The organism is Bradyrhizobium sp. ISRA464, assembly GCF_029910095.1.
Lineage (GTDB): Bacteria > Pseudomonadota > Alphaproteobacteria > Rhizobiales > Xanthobacteraceae > Bradyrhizobium.
Genome location: NZ_CP094526.1, coordinates 2,378,232 through 2,398,099, shown reverse-complemented (window position 1 = coordinate 2,398,099; position 19,868 = coordinate 2,378,232). Strand labels below are relative to the sequence as shown.

18 protein-coding genes are annotated in these 19,868 nt (G+C 63.4%); 13 read left to right on the top strand and 5 right to left on the bottom strand.

All coding sequences use genetic code 11. From position 1 onward, the window contains the following. Positions 1–176: 176 nt before the first annotated feature. Positions 177–638, bottom strand: coding sequence for a hypothetical protein (locus MTX19_RS11220; RefSeq protein ID WP_280983642.1), 462 nt, complete (start codon positions 636–638; stop codon positions 177–179). A 142-nt stretch (positions 639–780) separates the two neighbouring features. After that, a complete protein-coding gene (locus MTX19_RS11215; RefSeq protein WP_348638276.1) occupies positions 781–4,254 on the bottom strand; it encodes an indolepyruvate ferredoxin oxidoreductase family protein in 3,474 nt (1,157 codons plus the stop codon). Between the two features lie 212 nt (positions 4,255–4,466). Between MTX19_RS11215 and MTX19_RS11210 the strand changes: the two genes are divergently transcribed. The 6 genes from MTX19_RS11210 to MTX19_RS11185 all read left to right on the top strand — a co-directional run bounded on the left by MTX19_RS11210 (position 4,467) and on the right by MTX19_RS11185 (position 8,724). Continuing rightward, positions 4,467–5,417 (top strand): hypothetical protein, encoded by a 951-nt coding sequence (locus MTX19_RS11210; RefSeq protein WP_280983640.1) that lies wholly within the window; start codon positions 4,467–4,469, stop codon positions 5,415–5,417. A gap of 47 nt (positions 5,418–5,464) precedes the next feature. Continuing rightward, entirely contained in the window at positions 5,465–6,019 is a 555-nt protein-coding gene (locus MTX19_RS11205) for a carboxymuconolactone decarboxylase family protein (protein WP_280983639.1), read from the top strand. A 1-nt stretch (position 6,020) separates the two neighbouring features. Beyond that, the gene (locus MTX19_RS11200) at positions 6,021–6,821 is read left to right on the top strand and encodes an SDR family NAD(P)-dependent oxidoreductase (RefSeq protein ID WP_280983638.1); all 801 of its coding nucleotides are present in this window, start codon (positions 6,021–6,023) and stop codon (positions 6,819–6,821) included. Positions 6,822–6,904: 83 nt separating this feature from the next. Then, on the top strand, positions 6,905–8,008 hold the full coding sequence (locus tag MTX19_RS11195) for an IS5 family transposase (RefSeq protein ID WP_280983637.1): 1,104 nt from the start codon (positions 6,905–6,907) through the stop codon (positions 8,006–8,008). A 43-nt stretch (positions 8,009–8,051) separates the two neighbouring features. Further along, positions 8,052–8,390, top strand: a complete 339-nt coding sequence (locus tag MTX19_RS11190) for a hypothetical protein (RefSeq protein ID WP_280983636.1) — start codon at positions 8,052–8,054, stop codon at positions 8,388–8,390. A gap of 115 nt (positions 8,391–8,505) precedes the next feature. Beyond that, positions 8,506–8,724 (top strand): hypothetical protein, encoded by a 219-nt coding sequence (locus tag MTX19_RS11185; protein WP_280983635.1) that lies wholly within the window; start codon positions 8,506–8,508, stop codon positions 8,722–8,724. Positions 8,725–8,755: 31 nt separating this feature from the next. Here MTX19_RS11185 and MTX19_RS11180 read toward each other — a convergent pair whose 3' ends face one another. Together MTX19_RS11180 and MTX19_RS11175 are read right to left on the bottom strand one after the other, a co-directional pair. Then, positions 8,756–11,938 carry a multidrug efflux RND transporter permease subunit gene (locus MTX19_RS11180; protein WP_280983634.1) on the bottom strand — a complete coding sequence of 1,061 codons (3,183 nt, stop codon included), beginning with the start codon at positions 11,936–11,938 and terminating at the stop codon, positions 8,756–8,758. Positions 11,939–11,965: 27 nt separating this feature from the next. Next, entirely contained in the window at positions 11,966–13,210 is a 1,245-nt protein-coding gene (locus tag MTX19_RS11175) for an efflux RND transporter periplasmic adaptor subunit (protein WP_280983633.1), read from the bottom strand. A 202-nt stretch (positions 13,211–13,412) separates the two neighbouring features. Between MTX19_RS11175 and MTX19_RS11170 the strand changes: the two genes are divergently transcribed. The 7 genes from MTX19_RS11170 (at position 13,413) to MTX19_RS11140 (ending at position 19,129) form a co-directional block, all read left to right on the top strand. Next, positions 13,413–14,099, top strand: coding sequence for a TetR/AcrR family transcriptional regulator (locus tag MTX19_RS11170; RefSeq protein WP_280983632.1), 687 nt, complete (start codon positions 13,413–13,415; stop codon positions 14,097–14,099). Next, positions 14,062–15,312, top strand: a complete 1,251-nt coding sequence (locus MTX19_RS11165) for an IS701 family transposase (protein WP_280985968.1) — start codon at positions 14,062–14,064, stop codon at positions 15,310–15,312. Before MTX19_RS11170 ends, MTX19_RS11165 begins: the two co-directional genes overlap by 38 nt. A 188-nt stretch (positions 15,313–15,500) precedes the next feature. Then, positions 15,501–16,264 (top strand): IS5 family transposase gene (locus tag MTX19_RS11160; RefSeq protein ID WP_280985793.1). Its coding sequence is split into 2 segments (ribosomal slippage): positions 15,501–15,842 and positions 15,845–16,264, totalling 762 coding nucleotides; the frame shifts between segments, so codons are not numbered across the junction. A gap of 62 nt (positions 16,265–16,326) precedes the next feature. Further along, complete coding sequence (locus MTX19_RS11155; RefSeq protein ID WP_280985451.1) at positions 16,327–17,550, top strand: IS701 family transposase; 1,224 nt, start codon at positions 16,327–16,329, stop codon at positions 17,548–17,550. After that, on the top strand, positions 17,547–17,702 hold the full coding sequence (locus tag MTX19_RS11150) for a hypothetical protein (protein WP_280978692.1): 156 nt from the start codon (positions 17,547–17,549) through the stop codon (positions 17,700–17,702). The genes MTX19_RS11155 and MTX19_RS11150 overlap by 4 nt, the downstream gene beginning before the upstream one ends. A gap of 51 nt (positions 17,703–17,753) precedes the next feature. Further along, positions 17,754–18,977: an IS701 family transposase gene (locus MTX19_RS11145; protein WP_280985451.1), complete on the top strand. Its 1,224-nt coding sequence runs from the start codon at positions 17,754–17,756 to the stop codon at positions 18,975–18,977. Beyond that, positions 18,974–19,129: a hypothetical protein gene (locus MTX19_RS11140; protein ID WP_280980268.1), complete on the top strand. Its 156-nt coding sequence runs from the start codon at positions 18,974–18,976 to the stop codon at positions 19,127–19,129. The genes MTX19_RS11145 and MTX19_RS11140 overlap by 4 nt, the downstream gene beginning before the upstream one ends. 106 nt (positions 19,130–19,235) lie before the next feature. Here MTX19_RS11140 and MTX19_RS11135 read toward each other — a convergent pair whose 3' ends face one another. After that, the gene (locus tag MTX19_RS11135) at positions 19,236–19,847 is read right to left on the bottom strand and encodes a pyridoxamine 5'-phosphate oxidase family protein (RefSeq protein ID WP_280983631.1); all 612 of its coding nucleotides are present in this window, start codon (positions 19,845–19,847) and stop codon (positions 19,236–19,238) included. Positions 19,848–19,868 lie beyond the last annotated feature (21 nt).

Sequence of the window (19,868 nt, the reverse complement as noted above, 5' to 3'; positions counted from 1 at the left end):
GCGGGAACAGCGAACCCGTCATCTGAGGAGCGCGTTCTCGCGCGCGTCTCGAAAGATGCACGGCCCTGATCTTGCAGCCTGGCCGTCGATCCTTCGAGACGGCGCTAATGCGCTTCCTCAGGATAACGGGTTTGGTATTGACGCGGGAATAAGAGAGCAGAGATGCGAGGAGTATCTCATCGCTTCCAGTTGCAGATGCCGCCGGAGCGGCACGGCCAGGTCTGGATCCGCGTGTCGCGGGCCTGGGCGTCGAGCGGGTTACTGTGGCGACGCGCCAGCTTGGCCCGTGCAGGAACGCGCCTGGCTTCCCGCTTCTTCTCGACCGGCGCCTTCTTCTCGACCCGCGTCGCCGTCACCCTGGCGGTGCGTACCGCCTTCTGCGGCGCAACCTTCGTGTCCTCAACCTTCGGTTCGGCATTGGCCTGCGGCGTCGGCCCGTTCGCGCTGCGGTCGGAATTGGCTTCGACGGGGACCGGCTCGAACTGGGCGGGCGGGCCGAGCCGCTTCGGCGACAGCACGGCCTTGGAGAGATCGAGGCTGAAGAACTCGTCCGGGCGGTACTCATCAGCCAACGCCACGCCACCCAACACCAGGGACGCGGTACAAACGGTGGCAACAAAAGCGCTTTTCAGGACCATCAAACGGCCTCCTGAAATCACTCAAATACTACCGTGATCATGTAGGAGCCCCGCCGCCCAAATCCAGCCGATGCTGCGGGCAGGGTTACCGCTCAACAATGCCGGCCGCGGAAAGTTCCCACCGCGGCCGGCCTCATCGGTCCTATTCGGCCGCCTGCGCCACCGGCTGGCCGATTGCGCTTTCCAGCCGCGCGCATTCGCCGCGGTAGCGGGCGACGTTGGCTTCCTTGATGTGGCCGTAGCCGCGCACCAGATCGGCTGCCTTGGCCAGCGCCACCAGCCGCGGCAGGTCGAGCGGCTGCTTGCCGTCGAGGTGACGCAGGATCATCGCGGAATACTCGCCCGGCAAGGCGCGCTCCATCCTGCGCTCGGCTGTGTAGCCGAAGATGTCGAACGCGGTGCCGCGCAGGCCCTTCAGCCGCGCCAGGATGCTGAAGGCCTGGAACACCCACGGGCCGAACTCGCGCTTCTGCAGACGGCCGGTAACGGGATCGCGCTGCGCGAGCAGCGGCGGCGCCAGCAGCACCTTCAGTTTCGGATTGCCGTCGAACTGTTCCCGCAAGGCCCTGGCGAACTCGCCGTCGGAATAGAGCCGCGCGACCTCATACTCGTCCTTGTAGGCCATCAGCTTGAACAGGCCCTTGGCGAAGGCCTCGGTCAGCTCCTGCGAGCCCGGCGCGGCCGCAACCTCGGCCGCACGCACGCGCGCGACATCGTCGAGATAGCGCCTGGCGTAAGCCTCGTCCTGATAATCGGTGAGGAACTTGGCGCGGTACGCGATCGCCTCGTCCAGCGTCCGCTTGGCGGGCGCAGCACCCGCGCTCTTGAACCGCGCGGCGCTGACCACGCGCTGCAGGTCGTGCGCGGCGAGCCGGCCCCATGAGAACGCCGTCTTGTTCATCTCGATCGCTGCACCGTTGAGCTCGATCGCCTTCAGGATCGCCTCCAGCGACAGCGGGATCGCGCCGCGCTGGAACGCGAAGCCGAGCATGAAGGCGTTGGTCGCGATGCTGTCGCCCATCAGCGCGGTGGCCAGGCCCGTGGCATCGAGGATGTCGAGATCAGCAGGTGTCACCGCGCCGCTCAGTGCATCGCGCATCGCGCCGGCCTCGAAATCGATGTCCGGATTGATCACGAAGCTCGCGGTCGGCAGCAGGTCGGCGTTGACGACGGCGCGGGTGACGCCGCGCTCGGCCCGGCTCAACGCCGGGGCGCTGGTCGCAACGACAAGGTCGCAGCCGAGGATCAGATTGGCATTGCCGGGCGCGATGCGCACCGTGGTCAGCATGTCAGCGGCCGGCGCGAGCCGGACATGGCTCATGACCGCGCCGTTCTTCTGCGACAGGCCGGTGAAGTCGAGCGTCGAGCAGGCCAGCCCCTGGACATGCGCGGCCATGCCGAGCAGCGCGCCGATAGTGATGACGCCGGTGCCGCCGATGCCGGTGATCAGGATGTTGTAGGGTCCGGCGAGCGCGGTCGCAGGCGGCGTCGGCAGGTCGGCGAACAGCGCCTTCGGATCGGCCGCGGTGCGGTCCGCCTTGCGCAGCTTGGGATCGAGCACGGTGACGAAGCTCGGGCAGAATCCCTCGATGCAGGAGAAATCCTTGTTGCAGTTCGACTGGTCGATGCGGCGCTTGCGGCCGAACTCGGTTTCCAGCGGCTGCACCGAGACGCAGTTCGAGGCCTGCGAACAGTCGCCGCACCCTTCACAGACCCGTTCGTTGATGAAGATGCGCTTCGCCGGATCGGGATAGAGCCCGCGCTTGCGGCGGCGGCGCTTCTCGGCGGCGCAGGTCTGGTCGTAGATCAGAACCGTCAGGCCCTTGATCTCGCGCAAGCTCCGCTGCACGGCATCGAGCTCGCGGCGATGATGCACGGTGGCACCGGCCGGGAAATAGTTGGCCGGGTACTTGTCGGGATCGTCGGAGACGATCGCAAGCCGCTTGGTGCCCTCGGCCGCGACCTGGTGTGCGATCTGCGACACGGTGAAGCCGCCTTCAGCGGGCTGGCCGCCAGTCATTGCGACCGCGTCGTTGTAGAGGATCTTGTAAGTGATGTTGACGCCGGCCGCGGCGGCCGCACGCAGCGCCAGCAGACCGGAATGGGTGTAGGTGCCGTCGCCGAGATTCTGGAACACATGCTCTTCGCTGGTGAACGGGGCCTGCCCGATCCAGCTCACGCCCTCCGCGCCCATATGCGAGATGGTCGCGGTGCGGCGGTTCGGCACCGACAGCGCCATGCCGTGACAGCCGATGCCGGCCATCGCGCGGCTGCCCTCGGGGATCTTGGTGGAGGTGTTGTGCGGGCAGCCCGAGCAGAAATACGGGGTGCGCGCCAGCTTGACGGCGCCGGTGCCTTCGGCCGGCCGATCGAACGCCTCGAGCTTCGCCAGCCGCTGCTCCAGCATCGGGCTGCGATGCCCGAGCTTGCGCAGGCGCGCGACCACGGCGGCCGCCACCATGGTCGGCGTCAGCTCGCCTTCGCTCGGCAGGAGCATCGCGCCGCTCTCGTCGCGCTTGCCGACCACCGAAGGCCGCTTCGAGGCATCCATGTTGTAGAGGATGCGGACGAGCTGATCCTCGATGAAGCCACGCTTCTCCTCGACCACGAGCACGTCCTGCAGCCCCTCGGCGAAGGCGCGCGCCCCGCGTTCCTCCAGCGGCCAGGTCAGCGCCACCTTGTAGATGCGCAGGCCGAGCGCCTGCGCGTCCGCATCCGTGAGGCCGAGATCGGCCAGCGCCTGGCGCAGATCGAGATAGGCCTTGCCGGTCGCCATGATGCCGAGCCGCGCCGGCTTCGAATCCAGCACGATGCGGTCGAAGCGGTTGACGCGGGTAAACGCAGCCACCGCCTCCATCTTCGGCCCATGCAGCCGCCGCTCCGCCTCGAGCGGCGGATCCGGCCAGCGGATCGACAGTCCGCCCGGCGGCATCTCGAAATCGTCGGGCATGATGATCTTGATGCGATCGGGATCGCTGACGATCGAGGCCGAGCTTTCCACCGTCTCCGAGATCGCCTTGAAGCCGACCCAGCAGCCGGAATAGCGCGACAACGCAAAGCCGAGGATACCGAGGTCAAGATAGTCCTGCAGCGTCGCCGGATTGACCACCGGCATCAGTGCCGAGGCGAACACCTGCTCGCTCTGATGGGCCAGGGTGGAGGACTGGCAGCCATGGTCGTCGCCGGCAAGCGCGATCACGCCGCCATTGGGCGAGGTGCCGGCGGAATTGGCGTGCTTGAGCGCGTCGAGCGAGCGGTCGACGCCGGGGCCCTTGCCGTACCAAATGCCGAACACGCCATCGACCTTGGCGCCCGGAAACATGCCGACTTGCTGGCTGCCCCATACCGCGGTGGCCGCCAGGTCCTCGTTGAGACCCGGCACGAATGCGATGTCATGTTCTTTCAGGAAAGACTTCGCGCGCCACAGCGCGTGGTCGTACATGCCGAGCGGCGAGCCGCGGTAGCCGGAGATGAAACCCGCGGTGTTCAGCCCGTGCGCACGATCGCGTTCGCGCTGCAACATGGGCAATCGGACCAGCGCCTGGGTACCGGAAAGGAAAATTCGTTTCGCGTCCAACCGGTACTTGTCGTCCAGTCCAACTTCCATCAACCCCATTCGTCAGGCTCCCCATCCCGTCTCTGCCGCGCCGGTCCGACCCGGTCTCGTTTCGCTTCGGACAGGATCATGCATCAGCATGCAGTGATTTTGTTATGCATGAACAGCCTTGTCCCCTTGCGGCAAGACATATCTCCTCTCCCTGCTGCATATGCGAGGCCTTGCCGAACCGCGCCTTCTTTGAAACGGTGGCGCGCAAAGGGAGACCAAGGATGATTACAGTCGAAACCGCGTTCACGACCGAAATCGTGGAGAACGGCAATCTGCTGGTGGGTCCCTGGCGCAGCCCGAAGCAGATGCTTCAGGCCCAGGTCTACGACTCTCACGCCTCGATCCACGACGATGCAACCGCGCAGAAGCTCGGCTTCCGCGGCGGCACGATCGAAGGACCAACCCACTTCAGCCAGTTCGCGCCACTGTGCGAGCGGATCTGGGGCCGAGCCTGGTTCATGACCGGATGCCTATCCGCGCATTACCGCAATCCCGCCTTCGAAGGCGAAGAGGTCCAGGCCCAGATCGAGAAGCCGAAACCGGGCCAGACCGTTTGCGCAATCGGGATGATCAAGCGCGACGGCACCGAGATCTTGCGCGGCACCGCCTCCATTGACGGCGACGGCACGGAGACGGCCCTTAGCCACCGGCTCGGCGAGTTGAAGCCGCTGACCGATCCCGTCATCCTCGCCGACATCAAGGTCGGCATGAAGACGCCCCGGCAGGCAATCAAGATGGATTTCGACCAGAACATGGGCGATCTCTACCCATTCTCGCTGACCGACAAGCTGAAGGTGATCACCGAACCGTCGGATTACTACTCGCTGGAGCACAATCCCTGGGGCCGGGCCATCATCCCGATGGAGATGCTGAGCGTGCTGTTTCAGTACCGCGCGCGCGAGGACCGGCTGCCGGTCCGCGGTCCCGCCGTCGGCCTGTTCGCGGACCAGGAGATCCGGCTGCTGCGCGGGCCGCTGTTCCCGGGCGAAACCTATTGGGCCGAGCGCGAAGTCGTCGCGCTCTCCGGCAGCAAGCGCACCGAGAGCATGTGGGTGCGGACAACCGTGTTCGACGCCGACAACACTCCGGTTGCGACCATGCTGCTCAACGGCGCCAGCATGAAGGATTCCTACGCCAACTATCAACGCGAGTACAAAGCACTCTACGGCTGAAACGACCGCCGCGCATGCCGCAAGCCGCCAAACCAAGGACAACAACAATGGCCCGCCTGCCCTATCTCGAAGCCGATCAGGTTGCGCCCGAATATCGGGACATGCTCAAGCGCAACACCAACCTGCACAAGCTCCTGGTCAACTCGCCGGACATGGCGCGCGCCTTCAACGGGATCGGCGGCTACATCCGCTTCAAGAGCAAGCTCGATCCGCGCTTACGCGAACTTGCAATCCTGCAGGTCGGTTGGCTCGAGAAGTCGGAATATGAGTTCACCCATCATGTGAAGATCGGCAAGGAGTTCGGCGTCACCGACGCTGATATCGAGGGCCTGATCGCGGAGACCGATGGCAAACCGTCGAAGCTCGAGCCGCTCGCCAGGGCGATCCTCAGAGGCGCCCGCGAGATGGTCCGCGAGCTCGCGATGTCGGATACGACCTTTGCCGAGATCAAGACGCAGCTGTCCGACGAGCACATGACCGACCTCGTGCTGACGATTGCGTTCTACTGCGCCGTGGTGCGCGTGCTCGCCACCATGAAGATCGACAACGAACCTACCTACAAAGAGGTACTGCAGCAGTACCCGTTACAGGGAGTGAAATGACATGCGCCTGCAAGATCGTGTCGCCATCGTCGTCGGGGCCGGACAAAGTCCCGGCGAAGGCATCGGCAACGGCCGCGCCACCGCACTGACCTTCGCCCGCGAGGGCGCGAAGGTGCTGTGCGTCGATCACAATCTGGCCTCGGCGCAGGAGACTGTCGACCTGATCGCGGCCAAGGGCGGCACCGCCGTCGCCTTCAAGGCCGACGTCACGCGAAATGCCGACATCAAGGCCATGGTGACGGACGCGCATACGCGCTGGGGCAGCGTCGACATCCTGCACAACAATGTCGGCGTCAGCCTGTCCGGCGGCGACGCCGAGCTGCTCGACATCACCGAAGAGGCGTTCGATCGCTGCGTGGCGATCAACCTGAAGAGTTGCGTTCTCGCCGCCAAGCACGTGATCCCGATCATGCGGCAACAGCAGCGCGGCGCGATCATCAACATCTCGTCGATGGCCGCGATCACGACCTATCCCTATGTCGCCTACAAGGCAACGAAATCGGCGATGATCGCCTTCACCGAGCAACTCGCCTACCAGAACGCGCAATACGGCATTCGCGCCAATGTGATCCTGCCCGGATTGATGAATACGCCGATGGCGGTCGACACTCGCGCCCGCGAATTCAAGAAGAGCCGCGCCGAAGTCGAGGCCGAACGCGACAGCAGGGTGCCGCTGCGCCACAAGATGGGTACCGGCTGGGACGTCGCCAACGCCACGCTGTTTCTCGCCTCCGACGAAGCCAACTTCATTACCGGTGTCACGTTGCCGGTCGACGGGGGCGCGAGCGTGCGGCGCGGTTAACCCTAGCAGGCTGTTGAAGAAGTTGGTGGCGGAGCGTTTCGGATCGTGATTCTCTGGGATCGGATTTTTATCTTGGGGGCGCGATGCGGGGGAGTGACGAACGGTCGGGCTCGCTGTTCAGTTATGTGGACCTGGAGGCTCGGGTTCGCGTGGACCACCCGTTACGGGTGATCCGGGACTTGGCGAATGCAGCGCTGAGCGATCTTTCTGGGGAGTTCGGCAAGCTCTATACGGACTTCGGTCGCCCCTCGGTCGCACCGGAGAAGCTGCTTCGGGCGATGCTCCTGCAAGCGTTCTATGGGGTTCGCTCGGAACGGCATTTGATGGAACGGATGGAGTTCGATCTTCTGTTCCGCTGGTTCGTCGGGCTTGGGGTGGATGATGCGGTTTGGGACCATTCAACCTTCTCGAAGAACCGCGACCGGCTGCTTGAGGGCGAGATTGCGGCCAAGTTCCTGAACGCGCTTTTGGCGCAGCCGAAGGTCAAGCGTCTGCTATCGAGCGATCACTTCTCGGTGGATGGCACGCTGATTGAAGCCTGGGCTTCGACCAAGAGCTTCCGGAGGAAGGATGGCAGCGACAAAGATCAGGACGGTCCGGGACGCAATGCCGAGCGCAGCTTCCACAAGGAGAAGCGATCGAACGAGACCCATGCGAGCACGACCGATCCCGAGGCACGGCTCTACAAGAAGGGTGACGGCCAGCCAGCCAAGCTGAGCTACATAGGCCATGCGCTGATGGAGAACCGCAATGGTTTAGCGGTTTTGGGCGGGGTCAGCCAAGCGACGGGCACCGCCGAACGGGAGATCGCGCTTGCCATGATCGATGCGCGCGGGTGCACGAAACGGATCACTCTGGGGGCGGACAAGGCCTATGACGTCACGCAGTTCGTGCACGACCTCAGAGATAGATTAGTTACCCCGCATATCGCGATCGACGGGCATCTGAGTAAGACCGGCAAGCGGCGCAAGACGGCGATCGACGCGCGTACCACGCGTCACAGCGGCTATGACATCAGCCAGCGCTGCCGCAAACGCATCGAAGAAGTCTTCGGCTGGATCAAGAGTTCCGCTGGCTTGGCCAAGGTCAAGCTGCGAGGCCGCGACCGCGTGGATGCCGTCTTCGTCCTGGCGCTTGCGGCCTACAATCTGATCCGGCTGCCCAAGCTTCTGGCGTCATCGGCATGAGCATCCGGGCAGATGGCGCGTCGTCGAGACGCCGGGCTACGACATGGCCGTGGCCGGCGCCTACATCCTGTTCGATAAGGACGGCGGTGAGTTCGCCTTCGATTGCCTCACAGGCTCCATTCATGGAGCCTGCCACGGCGATGCAGTCGAGTTCGGCTGGCAGGGAAACGACGAAATGGAGCCAGCCGAGGGTGACGGCTGGGCCGAACTAAAGGATGACGGCTCACTCGAAGGCGAGATCTGCCTCCTCAACGGCGCCAAACATCCCATTCATCGCACATCGTTCAAAGACTTCTTCAACAGCCTGCTAGCGGTTAACCTGTGTGACGACATCACGCGTCGCTGCGCATCACGATTCGAAAAAGTTGAAATAATCCAATGACACGATGATGTGACGGCGGGTCCACATAAATCGAAATCCTGACTCGTTGTGGTCGCACGAAATTCATCTGCGCTCTGTATCTCGCACTCCGTGAATTGCTGGAGTGCAAAGATCCATGAGCGAAGAACTCGAACTCAGACCTGATCAGTGGGACGCGTTGAAAGCGCTGCGGGCTCCCGCGGCAAACCCTTCAAAACTGAGCCGGTTTGCGGTCGAAAGCCTCATCACGCTCGGCTATGTTGCGGTGCGGGGTGATTCGTTTGTGTTGACGCCTGCGGGCCGCAAGGTGCTCGTCCGCGGTTCCTCGCAACTGCTGCTGGACATCGCAGCCTGACCTTTCAAAAAGTTCATGAATGCGCGCGGCATCATGCCGCGTGCGCCTTGTTCGGGATCGTCGCCTCGCCGTGCTGCGTCAACGGCTTCATCCCGGTGAGCCTGCGCAGCAGCACATAGAATACCGGCGTCAGGAACAGGCCGAAGATCGTGACGCCGATCATGCCGGAGAACACGGCGACGCCCATCGCGCGCCGCATCTCCGAGCCCGCGCCGGTCGAGAGCACCAGCGGCAACACGCCCATGATGAACGCCATCGACGTCATCAGGATCGGCCGCAGGCGCAGCCGGCTTGCCTCGATCGCGGCGCGGATCGGCGAACGCCCGGCGAATTCGAGCTCGCGCGCGAACTCGACGATCAGGATCGCGTTCTTGGCCGACAGCCCCACCAGCACGATCAGACCGATCTGCGTGAAGACGTTGTTGTCACCCTTCGAGAGCCAGACGCCGAACATCGCCGCCAACAGGCCCATCGGCACGATCATGATGATCGAGAGCGGCAGCGTCAGGCTCTCATAGAGTGCGGCCAGCACCAGGAACACCAAGAGGATCGCCAGCGGGAATACCCAGAGTCCCGAGTTGCCGGCGATGAACTCCTGATAGGTCAGGTCGGTCCATTCGAAGGCAAAACCGGGCGGCAGTACCTCGGCGGCGATCCGCGTCGCCGCCTCCTGCGCCTGGCCGGAGGAATAGCCGGGCGCCGCGGCGGCGTTGATGTCGGATGACAGGAAGCCGTTGTAGCGGATCGCCCGTTCCGGACCTGCGCTCTGGCGGACCTTCAACAGGGCCGACAGCGGCACCATGTCGCCTGAGGACGAGCGCACCTTCAACCGCCTGATATCGTCGGCCCGCGCGCGGAACGGAGCGTCGGCCTGGACATAGACAGAATAGGTGCGCCCGAACTTGTTGAAGTCGTTCACGTAGTACGACCCCAGATAGATTTGCAGCGTGTTGAACACATCCGTCACGGGCACGCCGAGTTGCAGCGCCTTGGTGCGATCGATGTCGGCAAACAGCTGCGGCACGTTGACCTGGAAGCTGGAGAACACGCCGGCGATTTCCGGCGCCTTCTGCATCGCCGCCATGAAGGCCTTGGTCGCATCGTTCAGCGCCTCATAGCCAAGGCCGGCGCGGTCCTCGATCTGCAGCTTGAAGCCGCCGATGGTGCCGAGACCGTTGACCGGCGGCGGCGGGAACATGGCGATGAAGGCCTCCTGGATGCCGGCATATTTCTTGTTCAGCTCGGCTGCGATCGCAGGACCGCTCAGCGAGGGATCCCTGCGTTCGTCAAAGGGCTTCAGCGTCGAGAACACGATGCCGGCGTTGGAGGAGTTGGTGAAGCCGGAGATCGACAATCCGGGGAACGCCACCGAGCTCTCGACGCCCGGCTGCGTCAGCGCGATGTCGCTCATCTTGCGGATCACTTCCTCGGTGCGGTCGAGCGTGGCGCCGTCGGGCAGTCGCGCAAAGCCGACCAGATATTGCTTGTCCTGGCCCGGGACGAAGCCGCTCGGCACCTGCTTGAACAGCACGACGGTGACACCGATCAGGAGCACGTAGAGGCCCATCACCGCGGCCTTGCCGAAGATCACCTTGGAGACGGTGCGGCCATAATTCTCCGAGGAGCGGGTGAAGACGCGGTTGAAGCCGCGGAAGAACCAGCCGAGCCCCTTCTCCATGATCAGCGTCAGCCGATCCTTCGGCTCGTGATGGCCTTTCAACAGCAGCGCCGACAGCGCGGGCGACAGAGTGAGCGAGTTGATCGCCGAGATCACGGTCGAGATCGCGATCGTGAGCGCGAACTGCTTGTAGAACTGCCCGGTGAGGCCGGAGATGAAGGCAAGCGGCACGAACACTGCGATCAGCACCAGCGCTATCGCGATGATCGGCCCCGACACCTCCCGCATCGCCTGATTGGTGGCGTCGCGCGGCGACAGGCCGGCCTCGATGTTGCGCTCGACATTCTCGACCACGACGATGGCGTCGTCGACCACGATGCCGATCGCCAGCACCAGGCCGAAAAGGCTGAGCGCGTTGATCGAGAATCCGAACACATGCATCACCGCGAAGGTGCCAACGATCGACACCGGCACGGCGAGCAGCGGAATGATGGATGCGCGCCAGGTCTGCAGGAACAGGATCACGACCAGCACCACCAGCACGATGGCTTCCAGCAGGGTATGGACCACTGCCTCGATCGAGGAGCGCACGAACTGCGTCGGGTCGTAGACGATCTGGTAGGACACGCCTTCCGGCATGTTCTTCTTGATCTCGGCCATCGTGGCGCGGACGTTGTCCGAGATCTGCAGCGCGTTGGAGCCGGGAGCCTGGAAGATCGGCAGCGCGACCGCCTGCTTGTTGTCGAGCAGCGAGCGCAGGCCATATTCGGAGGCGCCGAGCTCGATCCGCGCCACGTCCCGCAGCCGCACCACCTCGCCCCGCGAACCGGTCTTCACCACGATGTCGCCGAACTGCTCCTCGGTCGACAACCGCCCTTCGGCGTTAACGGAAAGCTGCAGGTCGATGCCCTTGACGCTGGGCGACGAGCCGACCACGCCGGCGGCGGCCTCGACGTTCTGCGCCTGGATCGCGCGCACGATGTCGCTCGCGGTCAGGCTGTGCTCGGCGGCCTTCTGCGGATCGACCCAGACCCGCATCGAATAGTCGCCAGCACCATAGATCTGCACATCGCCGACACCATCGATCCGCGCCAGCCGGTCCTTGACGTTGAGCACCGCGTAATTGCGCAGATAAGTCATGTCGTAGCGGTTGTTCGGCGACAGCAGATGCACGACCATGGTGAGGTCGGGCGAGCTCTTCTTGGTGATGATGCCGAGCTGGCGCACCACTGCCGGCAGGCGCGGTTCGGCCTGCTGCACGCGGTTCTGCACCAGCTGCGTCGCCTTGTCGGGATCGGTGCCGAGACGGAACGTTACCGTCAGCGTCATCGCGCCGTCGGTGGTCGCCTGGCTGCTCATGTAGAGCATGCCCTCAACGCCGTTGATCTGCTCCTCGATCGGGGTCGCGACCGTCTCGGCGATCACCTTCGGATTGGCGCCGGGATAGGTCGCGCGCACCACGACCGACGGCGGCACCACGTCGGGATATTCCGAGATCGGCATCGCCAAGAGTGAAATCAGGCCGGCCAGGAAGATCAGGATCGACAGCACGCCGGCAAAGATCGGCCGGTCGATGAAAAATTTTGAGAGATTCATGGTGATGCCCCCGGGCGCAGCAAATGCTTAGCGCTGCGCCGTGTGCTGGTTGTTCTCGGCAGATGCCTGCTGCATGTCCCGCGCGCCCATCTCGGCGACTTCGGTCTTCAGGAGTGCGCCGGGGCGCACGCGTTGCAGGCCGTTGACCACGATGCGGTCGCCCGATTTCAGGCCCGCCGTCACGACGCGCAGCCCGTCGACCGAGCCGCCGAGCGTGATCGAGCGGTAGACCGCGCGGTTGTCGTCGCCGACGACCATGACGAACTTCTTGTCCTGGTCGGTGCCGACCGCGCGCTCGTCGATCAGGACCAGCGTCTGCTGCTGCGGCTGCCCCATGCGCACGCGCGCGAACTGCCCGGGGATCAGCCGGCCGTCATCGTTGCGGAACACGGCGCGGACGCGGATGGTGCCGCTCTGGCCGTTGACCTGGTTGTCGATGAGCTGGATGCGCCCCTGGGCGCTGAGGCCGCCGGAGGTCGTCATGTCGACCGGGATCCGGCCGAGATCGCCGCGCTTACCGGAGGCGTCGGCGATCGAATTCAGCGCGCGCAGCACCACCTCTTCGTCCGCATCGAAGCTGGCGTAGATCGGATTGACCGAGACCAGCGTGGTCAGCACCGGCGACGCGGTGCCGGCGGCGACGAGATTGCCGACGGTGACCTCGATCCGGCCGACCCGGCCATCGACCGGCGCACGCACCTCGGTGTAGTCGAGGTTGAGCTTCGCCGTCTGCAGCGTGGCTTCGGCCGCCTTCACATTGGCGATCGCCTCGCGGTTGGCGTTGTCGCGCTGATCGAAATCACGCTTGGTCACGATGTTGTTGCCGACCAGCTGTGCGCCGCGCTCGACCTCGCTGGCAGTGAAGACCGCGCGGGCCTTCGCGGCTTCGAGCTGCGCCTGGGCCTTGTCGACCTCCGCGGCATAGGGCGCCGGATCGATCTTGAAGAGAACGTCGCCGGCCTTCACCAGGGCGCCCTCGGTGAAATTGGTCGCGAGGATCGCACCGGCGACCCGCGGCCGAACCTGGACGCGGTCGACGGCCTCGAGCCGGCCCGAGAAATCATCGAACAGCGTGGTCCGCCGCGGATCGACGACCGCGATCGTCACGGCGACCGCCTGCTCGGGAGGGGTCGCGGCGGTGGTCGCCTGCGCGGCATAGAAATAGCGGCCGGTGGCGATTGAACCAGCCACTGCGACGGCACCGAGGATCACGATACCGCCGACGGTGCGTCGGAAACGGCCGGAACGGGGATTTTGAGTTGACGAGGGCATTCGCGCGCTCCAGATAACTGTAGTGTTCGCTACAGATGTGGAGCTGGACGCTGATCCGCAAGATACTTATGTATCGGACGCTAGGAAATTCTTAGCAGACTGTTGGGGAAACTGGAAGTCAGGGGAAAGATCAAATTCAACAAGAGGATAGAGTGGGGAAAATCGTCACAGAAACGGCACCCGGCTCAGGGAGTAACGCAAGATGGCTATGGGACGTCCCCGCGCTTTCGACGCCGACGCGGCATTGGATCGGGCAATGGAGGTATTCTGGCGACACGGCTATGAGGGGGCGACCATCGCACAGCTCACCGAAGCCATGTGCATCAATCCGCCGAGCCTCTACGCCGCCTTCGGCAGCAAGGAGGGGCTCCTGAAAGCGGCCCTCGATCGATACACCGAAAAGCGCAACGCCTGGATGGAGAAGGTTCTCAGCGCGCCCACCGCCCGCGACGTGGCAGAGCGGATGCTGATGGAGACCGCCGACACCCAGACCGATCCGGCCAACCCGCCCGGCTGCCTGCTGGTCCAGGGCGGCCTCGCCTGCGGCACCGGCTCGGAAAACGTCCCGTTCGAACTGGCCGCACGGCGCGCGCAGACCGAGGACCAGTTGCGCGAGCGCTTCGTGCGCGCGAAGGCCGAGCATGATCTCGGCGAGGCCGCCGATCCCGCCGCGCTTGCGCGCTATCTCTCCGCCGTCACCGCGGGCATGGGCGTGATGGCCTCCTCCGGCGCCGACCGCGAGGCATTGCGTCAGGTCGCGGCGGTGTCGTTGAAGGCATTCGAAGGGCAAGCAAGCGGCCGCCTAGCACTACAGTTGCATTTATCTGACGGTTCTGAATCTATGGGCAACCATGATTCTGGATCAGATGAATGGTGGTGCTTCGGTTGAGGATGTGCTGTCGCTGTGGGCGGCGTCATTGCGGGAGGCCAAGCAGCGTATCCGACCTTTGTTCACGCAGGAGCGTGTAGCCGCTTCGGCGGCCCAGTTTCTCGACGCGTTGCTCGGCAACGAGCCGCGCAAGACAGGCTGGATGCGGGCCGAGGCAGCTGGCGACAGCGGACCGTGGCGACAGCAGGCCTTACTGGGTCGTGGGCGCTGGGATGCCGACGACTTGCGCGACATCGTTCGTGATCATGTCATCGAACATCTGGGCGACAACAACGCAGTCCTGGTGATCGACGAGACCGGCTTTCTCAAGCAGGGCAAGGCCTCGTGCGGCGTGGGGCGGCAATACACGGGTTCTGCCGGCAAGATCACCAACTGCCAGATCGGCGTGTTCGCCTCCTACGTATCCGTCAAGGGTCACGCCTTCATTGATCGTGCGCTCTATCTGCCGAAAGCCTGGACATCCGATCCCACCCGATTGAAAGCGACCCATGTGCCGGAGACGGTGGCATTTGCCACCAAGCCGCAGTTGGCCGTCAGCATGGTCAAGAGGGCGATCGCGGCCGACGTCCCCTTCGCTTGGGTGGCTGCCGACAGTGTGTATGGCGTCGGCGACCTCGAAGCGGCTCTGCGGCGTGCCGGCAAAGGCTACGTGCTGGGCGTCCACGCCAACCACTGGTTCAGCTCATGGCACCCGGATTACCTCGTGGCTGGTGAAGCAAAGGAGATTGCCGAGGCGCTCCCCGCCCAAAAGTGGAAGCGCCTGTCGGCAGGTCATGGAACCAAGGGCGAACGTCTCTACGATTGGGCCTATTGCCCGCTGGCCGATCTCGACGCTGCCGAATACGACATGCAGCTGCCAGGCATCTGGACCCGCGGGCTGCTGATCCGACGCGGCCTTGCCGACGGTGAACTCTCCTACTTCACCACATGGTGTCCCGAGGGCACCTCGATCGAGAGCCTCGTTCGTGTTGAAGGAACGCGATGGCGTGTCAAAGAAGATTTTGAGACGACAAAGGGCGAGCTCGGTCTCGACCACAATGAAAGTCGCTCTTGGCACGGCTGGCACCGGCATGTCTCCCTGGTCATGCTGGCTTACGCCGTCATGACCACCGTCCGATCTCAGGTGAACGCGATGATGCCGAAAAAAACGAAATCGACGCACCGGCAAGACTCATCCGCTGGTCGGTCCAGGAAATCCGACGCCTCATCTTAAAGCTTGCACAGCGCCGGATCCCAATCGTTCGCGTCCTGGCATGGTCCACATTCCGACGCGCCCATCAAGCCGCAGCTCGAAAGGCGCATCTCAAATCAAAAATGCAACTGTAGTGCTAGGCAGTGTGGACTCTAAGGATTCCCTTTTGAGAGCAAATCAGATTCAAGGCTGCTTTTGGGGAGGCAGTCTTGGGTGTGATGGATCGTTTGGTGTTGAGCGACGCGGCCTGGGAGCGCATGGCGCCGCTGATCATCGGCCGGCCCGACCAGAAGGGCTCGACCGGGCGAGACAACCGGATGTTCGTGGAAGGTGTGCTTTGGATCGTGCGGACCGGCTCTCCCTGGCGTGATCTTCCGGAGGTGTTCGGGGACTGGAACAGCGTGTTCCGGCGCTTCAGCCGATGGAGCACCAAGGGTGTTTGGTGGCGGATCTTCGAGGCGATGTCCGACGACCCAGACTTCGAATATCTAATCGTCGATTCCACCATCGTCCGGGCGCATCAGCACGCCGCTGGGGCGAAAAAAGGGGGCCTGAAGATCAGGCGCTTGGCCGCTCGCGCGGCGGCCTGAGCACGAAGATCCATATGGCCGTTCGCGGTCTTGGATGTCCTGTCCGGTTCACGCTCACCGCAGGCCAGAAGGGCGATGCACCGCAAGCCGCCGCATTGATCGAGGGACTGCCCGCCGAGGTCGTCATCGCCGACACAGCCTATGACGCCGACCATTTGCGCCAAGACATCGCCGCCAAAAAGGCGCTCGCCGTGATCCCCAACAACCCGTCACGCGCGCTCAAATATCCGCTCGACAAGCATCTCTATGCCCAGCGCCATCTCGTGGAATGCTGCTTCTCCAAACTCAAGCAGTTCCGTCGCGTCGCTACCCGCTTCGAAAAAACCGCCCGAAATTACCGCGCCGTCGTCACTCTCGCCGCCATCGTCCTATGGATGCGATAAGTGTCCACACCGCCTAGCATTACAGTTGCATCTTCCTGAAGGTTCTGAATCTATGGGCGACCATGATTCGGGATCTGATGATTGGTGGCGCGTCGGTTGAGGATACGCTGACGCTGTGGGCTTCGTCGTTGCGAGATGCCAAGCAACGCATCCGTCCGCTGTTTACGCAAGAGCGGGTCGCGGCCTCGGCGGGGCAATTTCTCGACGGACTGTTGGGCAACGAGCCGCGCAAGACGGGTTGGATGCGGGCGGAAGCGGCTGGCGATCCAGGCCCGTGGCGCCAGCAGGCGATTCTGGGTCGGGGGCAGTGGGATGCCGACGCGCTGCGCGATATTGTACGTGAGTACGCGCTGGAAACGCTGGGTGACGAGGACGCGGTTCTGGTCATCGATGAGACCGGCTTTTTGAAACAGGGCAAGGCCTCGTGTGGGGTCGCGCGCCAGTACACTGGCTCGGCGGGCAAGATCACCAATTGCCAGATCGGAGTGTTTGCCTCCTATGTGTCGCGGCATGGCCATGCCTTCATCGATCGGGCGCTCTACCTGCCAAAGGAATGGACGGACGAACCCGCTCGCCTGAAGGCCGCACATGTCCCGAGCGATGTGAGCTTTGCGACGAAGCCCCGGATCGCGCATCAAATGATCGCTCGCGCGATCGCCGCAAAGGTGCCGTTCTCGTTCGTAGCAGCGGACAGCGTGTATGGCACGGGAGCGATCGAAACCCTGCTGCGCAAGGCGGGCAAAGGCTATGTTCTGGGGGTTGCTTCCAATCACGTGTTCTATTCCTGGGGCAAGCAGCAGCCTGTCGCCGGCACTGCCTCTACGATCGCGCAGAGCCTTCCCAAGAAGGCCTGGCGCCGCCTGCCGTCCGGCGAAGGAACCAAAGGTCCGCGCTGGCACGACTGGGCCTATCTTGAGCTGGCCGATCTCGACGCCGGCGAATACAACGACGACCTTGCCGGGGAATGGACCCGAGGTCTTCTGATCCGCCGCAATATTGCCGACAACAGCTTAGCCTTCTTCTCCACATGGTGCCCCAAGGGCACGTCCATGCAGAAGCTGGTATCCGTGGAAGGCCATCGCTGGGCCATCGAAGACAGCTTCGAAACCGCCAAGAACGAGCTCGGTCTTGATCACAACGAAACCCGCTCCTGGCATGGCTGGCATCGCCATGTCTCACTGGTCATGCTTGCCTTCGCCACGATGGCCGTCATCCGTCATCGGGCCAACACCGGAGCATTGCTTAAAAAAACGCGACCGCGGCCCCGACCGAAGCATCGTTCTTGATCCGCTGGTCGATCCAGGAAATCCGCCGCATCGCCATGAAGCTCGCCCAGCGGCGCATCCCGCATGCCCACATCCTCGCATGGTCATCCTGGCGCAGGGCTCATCAAGCCAACGCGCGCAAAGCGCATCTCAAGCAAAAATTACAACTGTAATGCTAGCACTACAGTTGCATCTTCCTGAAGGTTCTGAATCTATGGGCGACCATGATTCGGGATCTGATGATTGGTGGCGCGTCGGTTGAGGATACGCTGACGCTGTGGGCTTCGTCGTTGCGAGATGCCAAGCAACGCATCCGTCCGCTGTTTACGCAAGAGCGGGTCGCGGCCTCGGCGGGGCAATTTCTCGACGGACTGTTGGGCAACGAGCCGCGCAAGACGGGTTGGATGCGGGCGGAAGCGGCTGGCGATCCAGGCCCGTGGCGCCAGCAGGCGATTCTGGGTCGGGGGCAGTGGGATGCCGACGCGCTGCGCGATATTGTACGTGAGTACGCGCTGGAAACGCTGGGTGACGAGGACGCGGTTCTGGTCATCGATGAGACCGGCTTTTTGAAACAGGGCAAGGCCTCGTGTGGGGTCGCGCGCCAGTACACTGGCTCGGCGGGCAAGATCACCAATTGCCAGATCGGAGTGTTTGCCTCCTATGTGTCGCGGCATGGCCATGCCTTCATCGATCGGGCGCTCTACCTGCCAAAGGAATGGACGGACGAACCCGCTCGCCTGAAGGCCGCACATGTCCCGAGCGATGTGAGCTTTGCGACGAAGCCCCGGATCGCGCATCAAATGATCGCTCGCGCGATCGCCGCAAAGGTGCCGTTCTCGTTCGTAGCAGCGGACAGCGTGTATGGCACGGGAGCGATCGAAACCCTGCTGCGCAAGGCGGGCAAAGGCTATGTTCTGGGGGTTGCTTCCAATCACGTGTTCTATTCCTGGGGCAAGCAGCAGCCTGTCGCCGGCACTGCCTCTACGATCGCGCAGAGCCTTCCCAAGAAGGCCTGGCGCCGCCTGCCGTCCGGCGAAGGAACCAAAGGTCCGCGCTGGCACGACTGGGCCTATCTTGAGCTGGCCGATCTCGACGCCGGCGAATACAACGACGACCTTGCCGGGGAATGGACCCGAGGTCTTCTGATCCGCCGCAATATTGCCGACAACAGCTTAGCCTTCTTCTCCACATGGTGCCCCAAGGGCACGTCCATGCAGAAGCTGGTATCCGTGGAAGGCCATCGCTGGGCCATCGAAGACAGCTTCGAAACCGCCAAGAACGAGCTCGGTCTTGATCACAACGAAACCCGCTCCTGGCATGGCTGGCATCGCCATGTCTCACTGGTCATGCTTGCCTTCGCCACGATGGCCGTCATCCGTCATCGGGCCAACACCGGAGCATTGCTTAAAAAAACGCGACCGCGGCCCCGACCGAAGCATCGTTCTTGATCCGCTGGTCGATCCCGGAAATCCGCCGCATCGCCATGAAGCTCGCCCAGCGGCGCATCCCGCATGCCCACATCCTCGCATGGTCATCCTGGCGCAGGGCTCATCAAGCCAACGCGCGCAAAGCGCATCTCAAGCAAAAATTACAACTGTAATGCTAGAGCGTTGTCGGTGCTGATTGAATCAGAACCGAAGCTCTGGATTCTTATTTTGACGCGTTTTCTTCACGCGAACCGGCGTCCACTTCGCTCGAAAACGCTTTCACCACATCGTCTGCCGCGCGCGCTCGGGCCATTCCCGATCGTATTTTTCGCCACCGACTGTGTTCTTGCTCATCTCGGCGAGGATCTGGCCGGGCGTCGGCAACGTCTTGGGATCAACCCGCTTCTCGGGATTCCAGAGGTCGGAACGCACGATCGCGCGGGCACACTGGAAATACATCTCCTCGACGGTCATCACGATGACCGTGCGCGGCGCCTTCCCCTCCATCTTGAACGAGGCAAGCAGCTCAGGCTCGGCTGTGACATAGGCGCGGCCGTTGACGCGCAGCGTGCTGCCCGAGCCCGGGATCAGGAACAACAGCCCGACGCGGGGATCGCGAACAATGTTGCGCAGCGAATCGCAGCGGTTGTTGCCGCGGCGATCCGGCATCATCAGCGTCTTCTCGTCGTGGACGCGAACGAATCCCGGCAGATCGCCGCGCGGCGAGCAATCGAGTCCCTCGGGTCCGGCGGTTGCAAGCGACACGAACGGCGATTTTTCGATGAGCGCGCGGTAGAGCGGCGTGACCCGGTCCGCGACCTTCACGGTCGAGGCGTCGTTTGGAAAGCCGTAGATCGCCTCGAGCTGCTCGATCGTTTCAATCACCGACATCAGTGCCCTTTCTCGTTTGGA

Coding starts and splice junctions, on each gene's coding strand:
- MTX19_RS11215 (WP_348638276.1), bottom strand. CDS start 4,254: ATGGGGTTGATGGAAGTTGGACTGGACGACAAGTACCGGTTGGACGCG.
- MTX19_RS11135 (WP_280983631.1), bottom strand. CDS start 19,847: ATGTCGGTGATTGAAACGATCGAGCAGCTCGAGGCGATCTACGGCTTT.
- MTX19_RS11210 (WP_280983640.1), top strand. CDS start 4,467: ATGATTACAGTCGAAACCGCGTTCACGACCGAAATCGTGGAGAACGGC.
- MTX19_RS11205 (WP_280983639.1), top strand. CDS start 5,465: ATGGCCCGCCTGCCCTATCTCGAAGCCGATCAGGTTGCGCCCGAATAT.
- MTX19_RS11185 (WP_280983635.1), top strand. CDS start 8,506: ATGAGCGAAGAACTCGAACTCAGACCTGATCAGTGGGACGCGTTGAAA.
- MTX19_RS11200 (WP_280983638.1), top strand. CDS start 6,021: ATGCGCCTGCAAGATCGTGTCGCCATCGTCGTCGGGGCCGGACAAAGT.
- MTX19_RS11145 (WP_280985451.1), top strand. CDS start 17,754: ATGATTCGGGATCTGATGATTGGTGGCGCGTCGGTTGAGGATACGCTG.
- MTX19_RS11175 (WP_280983633.1), bottom strand. CDS start 13,210: ATGCCCTCGTCAACTCAAAATCCCCGTTCCGGCCGTTTCCGACGCACC.
- MTX19_RS11195 (WP_280983637.1), top strand. CDS start 6,905: ATGCGGGGGAGTGACGAACGGTCGGGCTCGCTGTTCAGTTATGTGGAC.
- MTX19_RS11170 (WP_280983632.1), top strand. CDS start 13,413: ATGGCTATGGGACGTCCCCGCGCTTTCGACGCCGACGCGGCATTGGAT.
- MTX19_RS11180 (WP_280983634.1), bottom strand. CDS start 11,938: ATGAATCTCTCAAAATTTTTCATCGACCGGCCGATCTTTGCCGGCGTG.
- MTX19_RS11155 (WP_280985451.1), top strand. CDS start 16,327: ATGATTCGGGATCTGATGATTGGTGGCGCGTCGGTTGAGGATACGCTG.
- MTX19_RS11190 (WP_280983636.1), top strand. CDS start 8,052: ATGGCCGTGGCCGGCGCCTACATCCTGTTCGATAAGGACGGCGGTGAG.
- MTX19_RS11220 (WP_280983642.1), bottom strand. CDS start 638: ATGGTCCTGAAAAGCGCTTTTGTTGCCACCGTTTGTACCGCGTCCCTG.
- MTX19_RS11165 (WP_280985968.1), top strand. CDS start 14,062: ATGATTCTGGATCAGATGAATGGTGGTGCTTCGGTTGAGGATGTGCTG.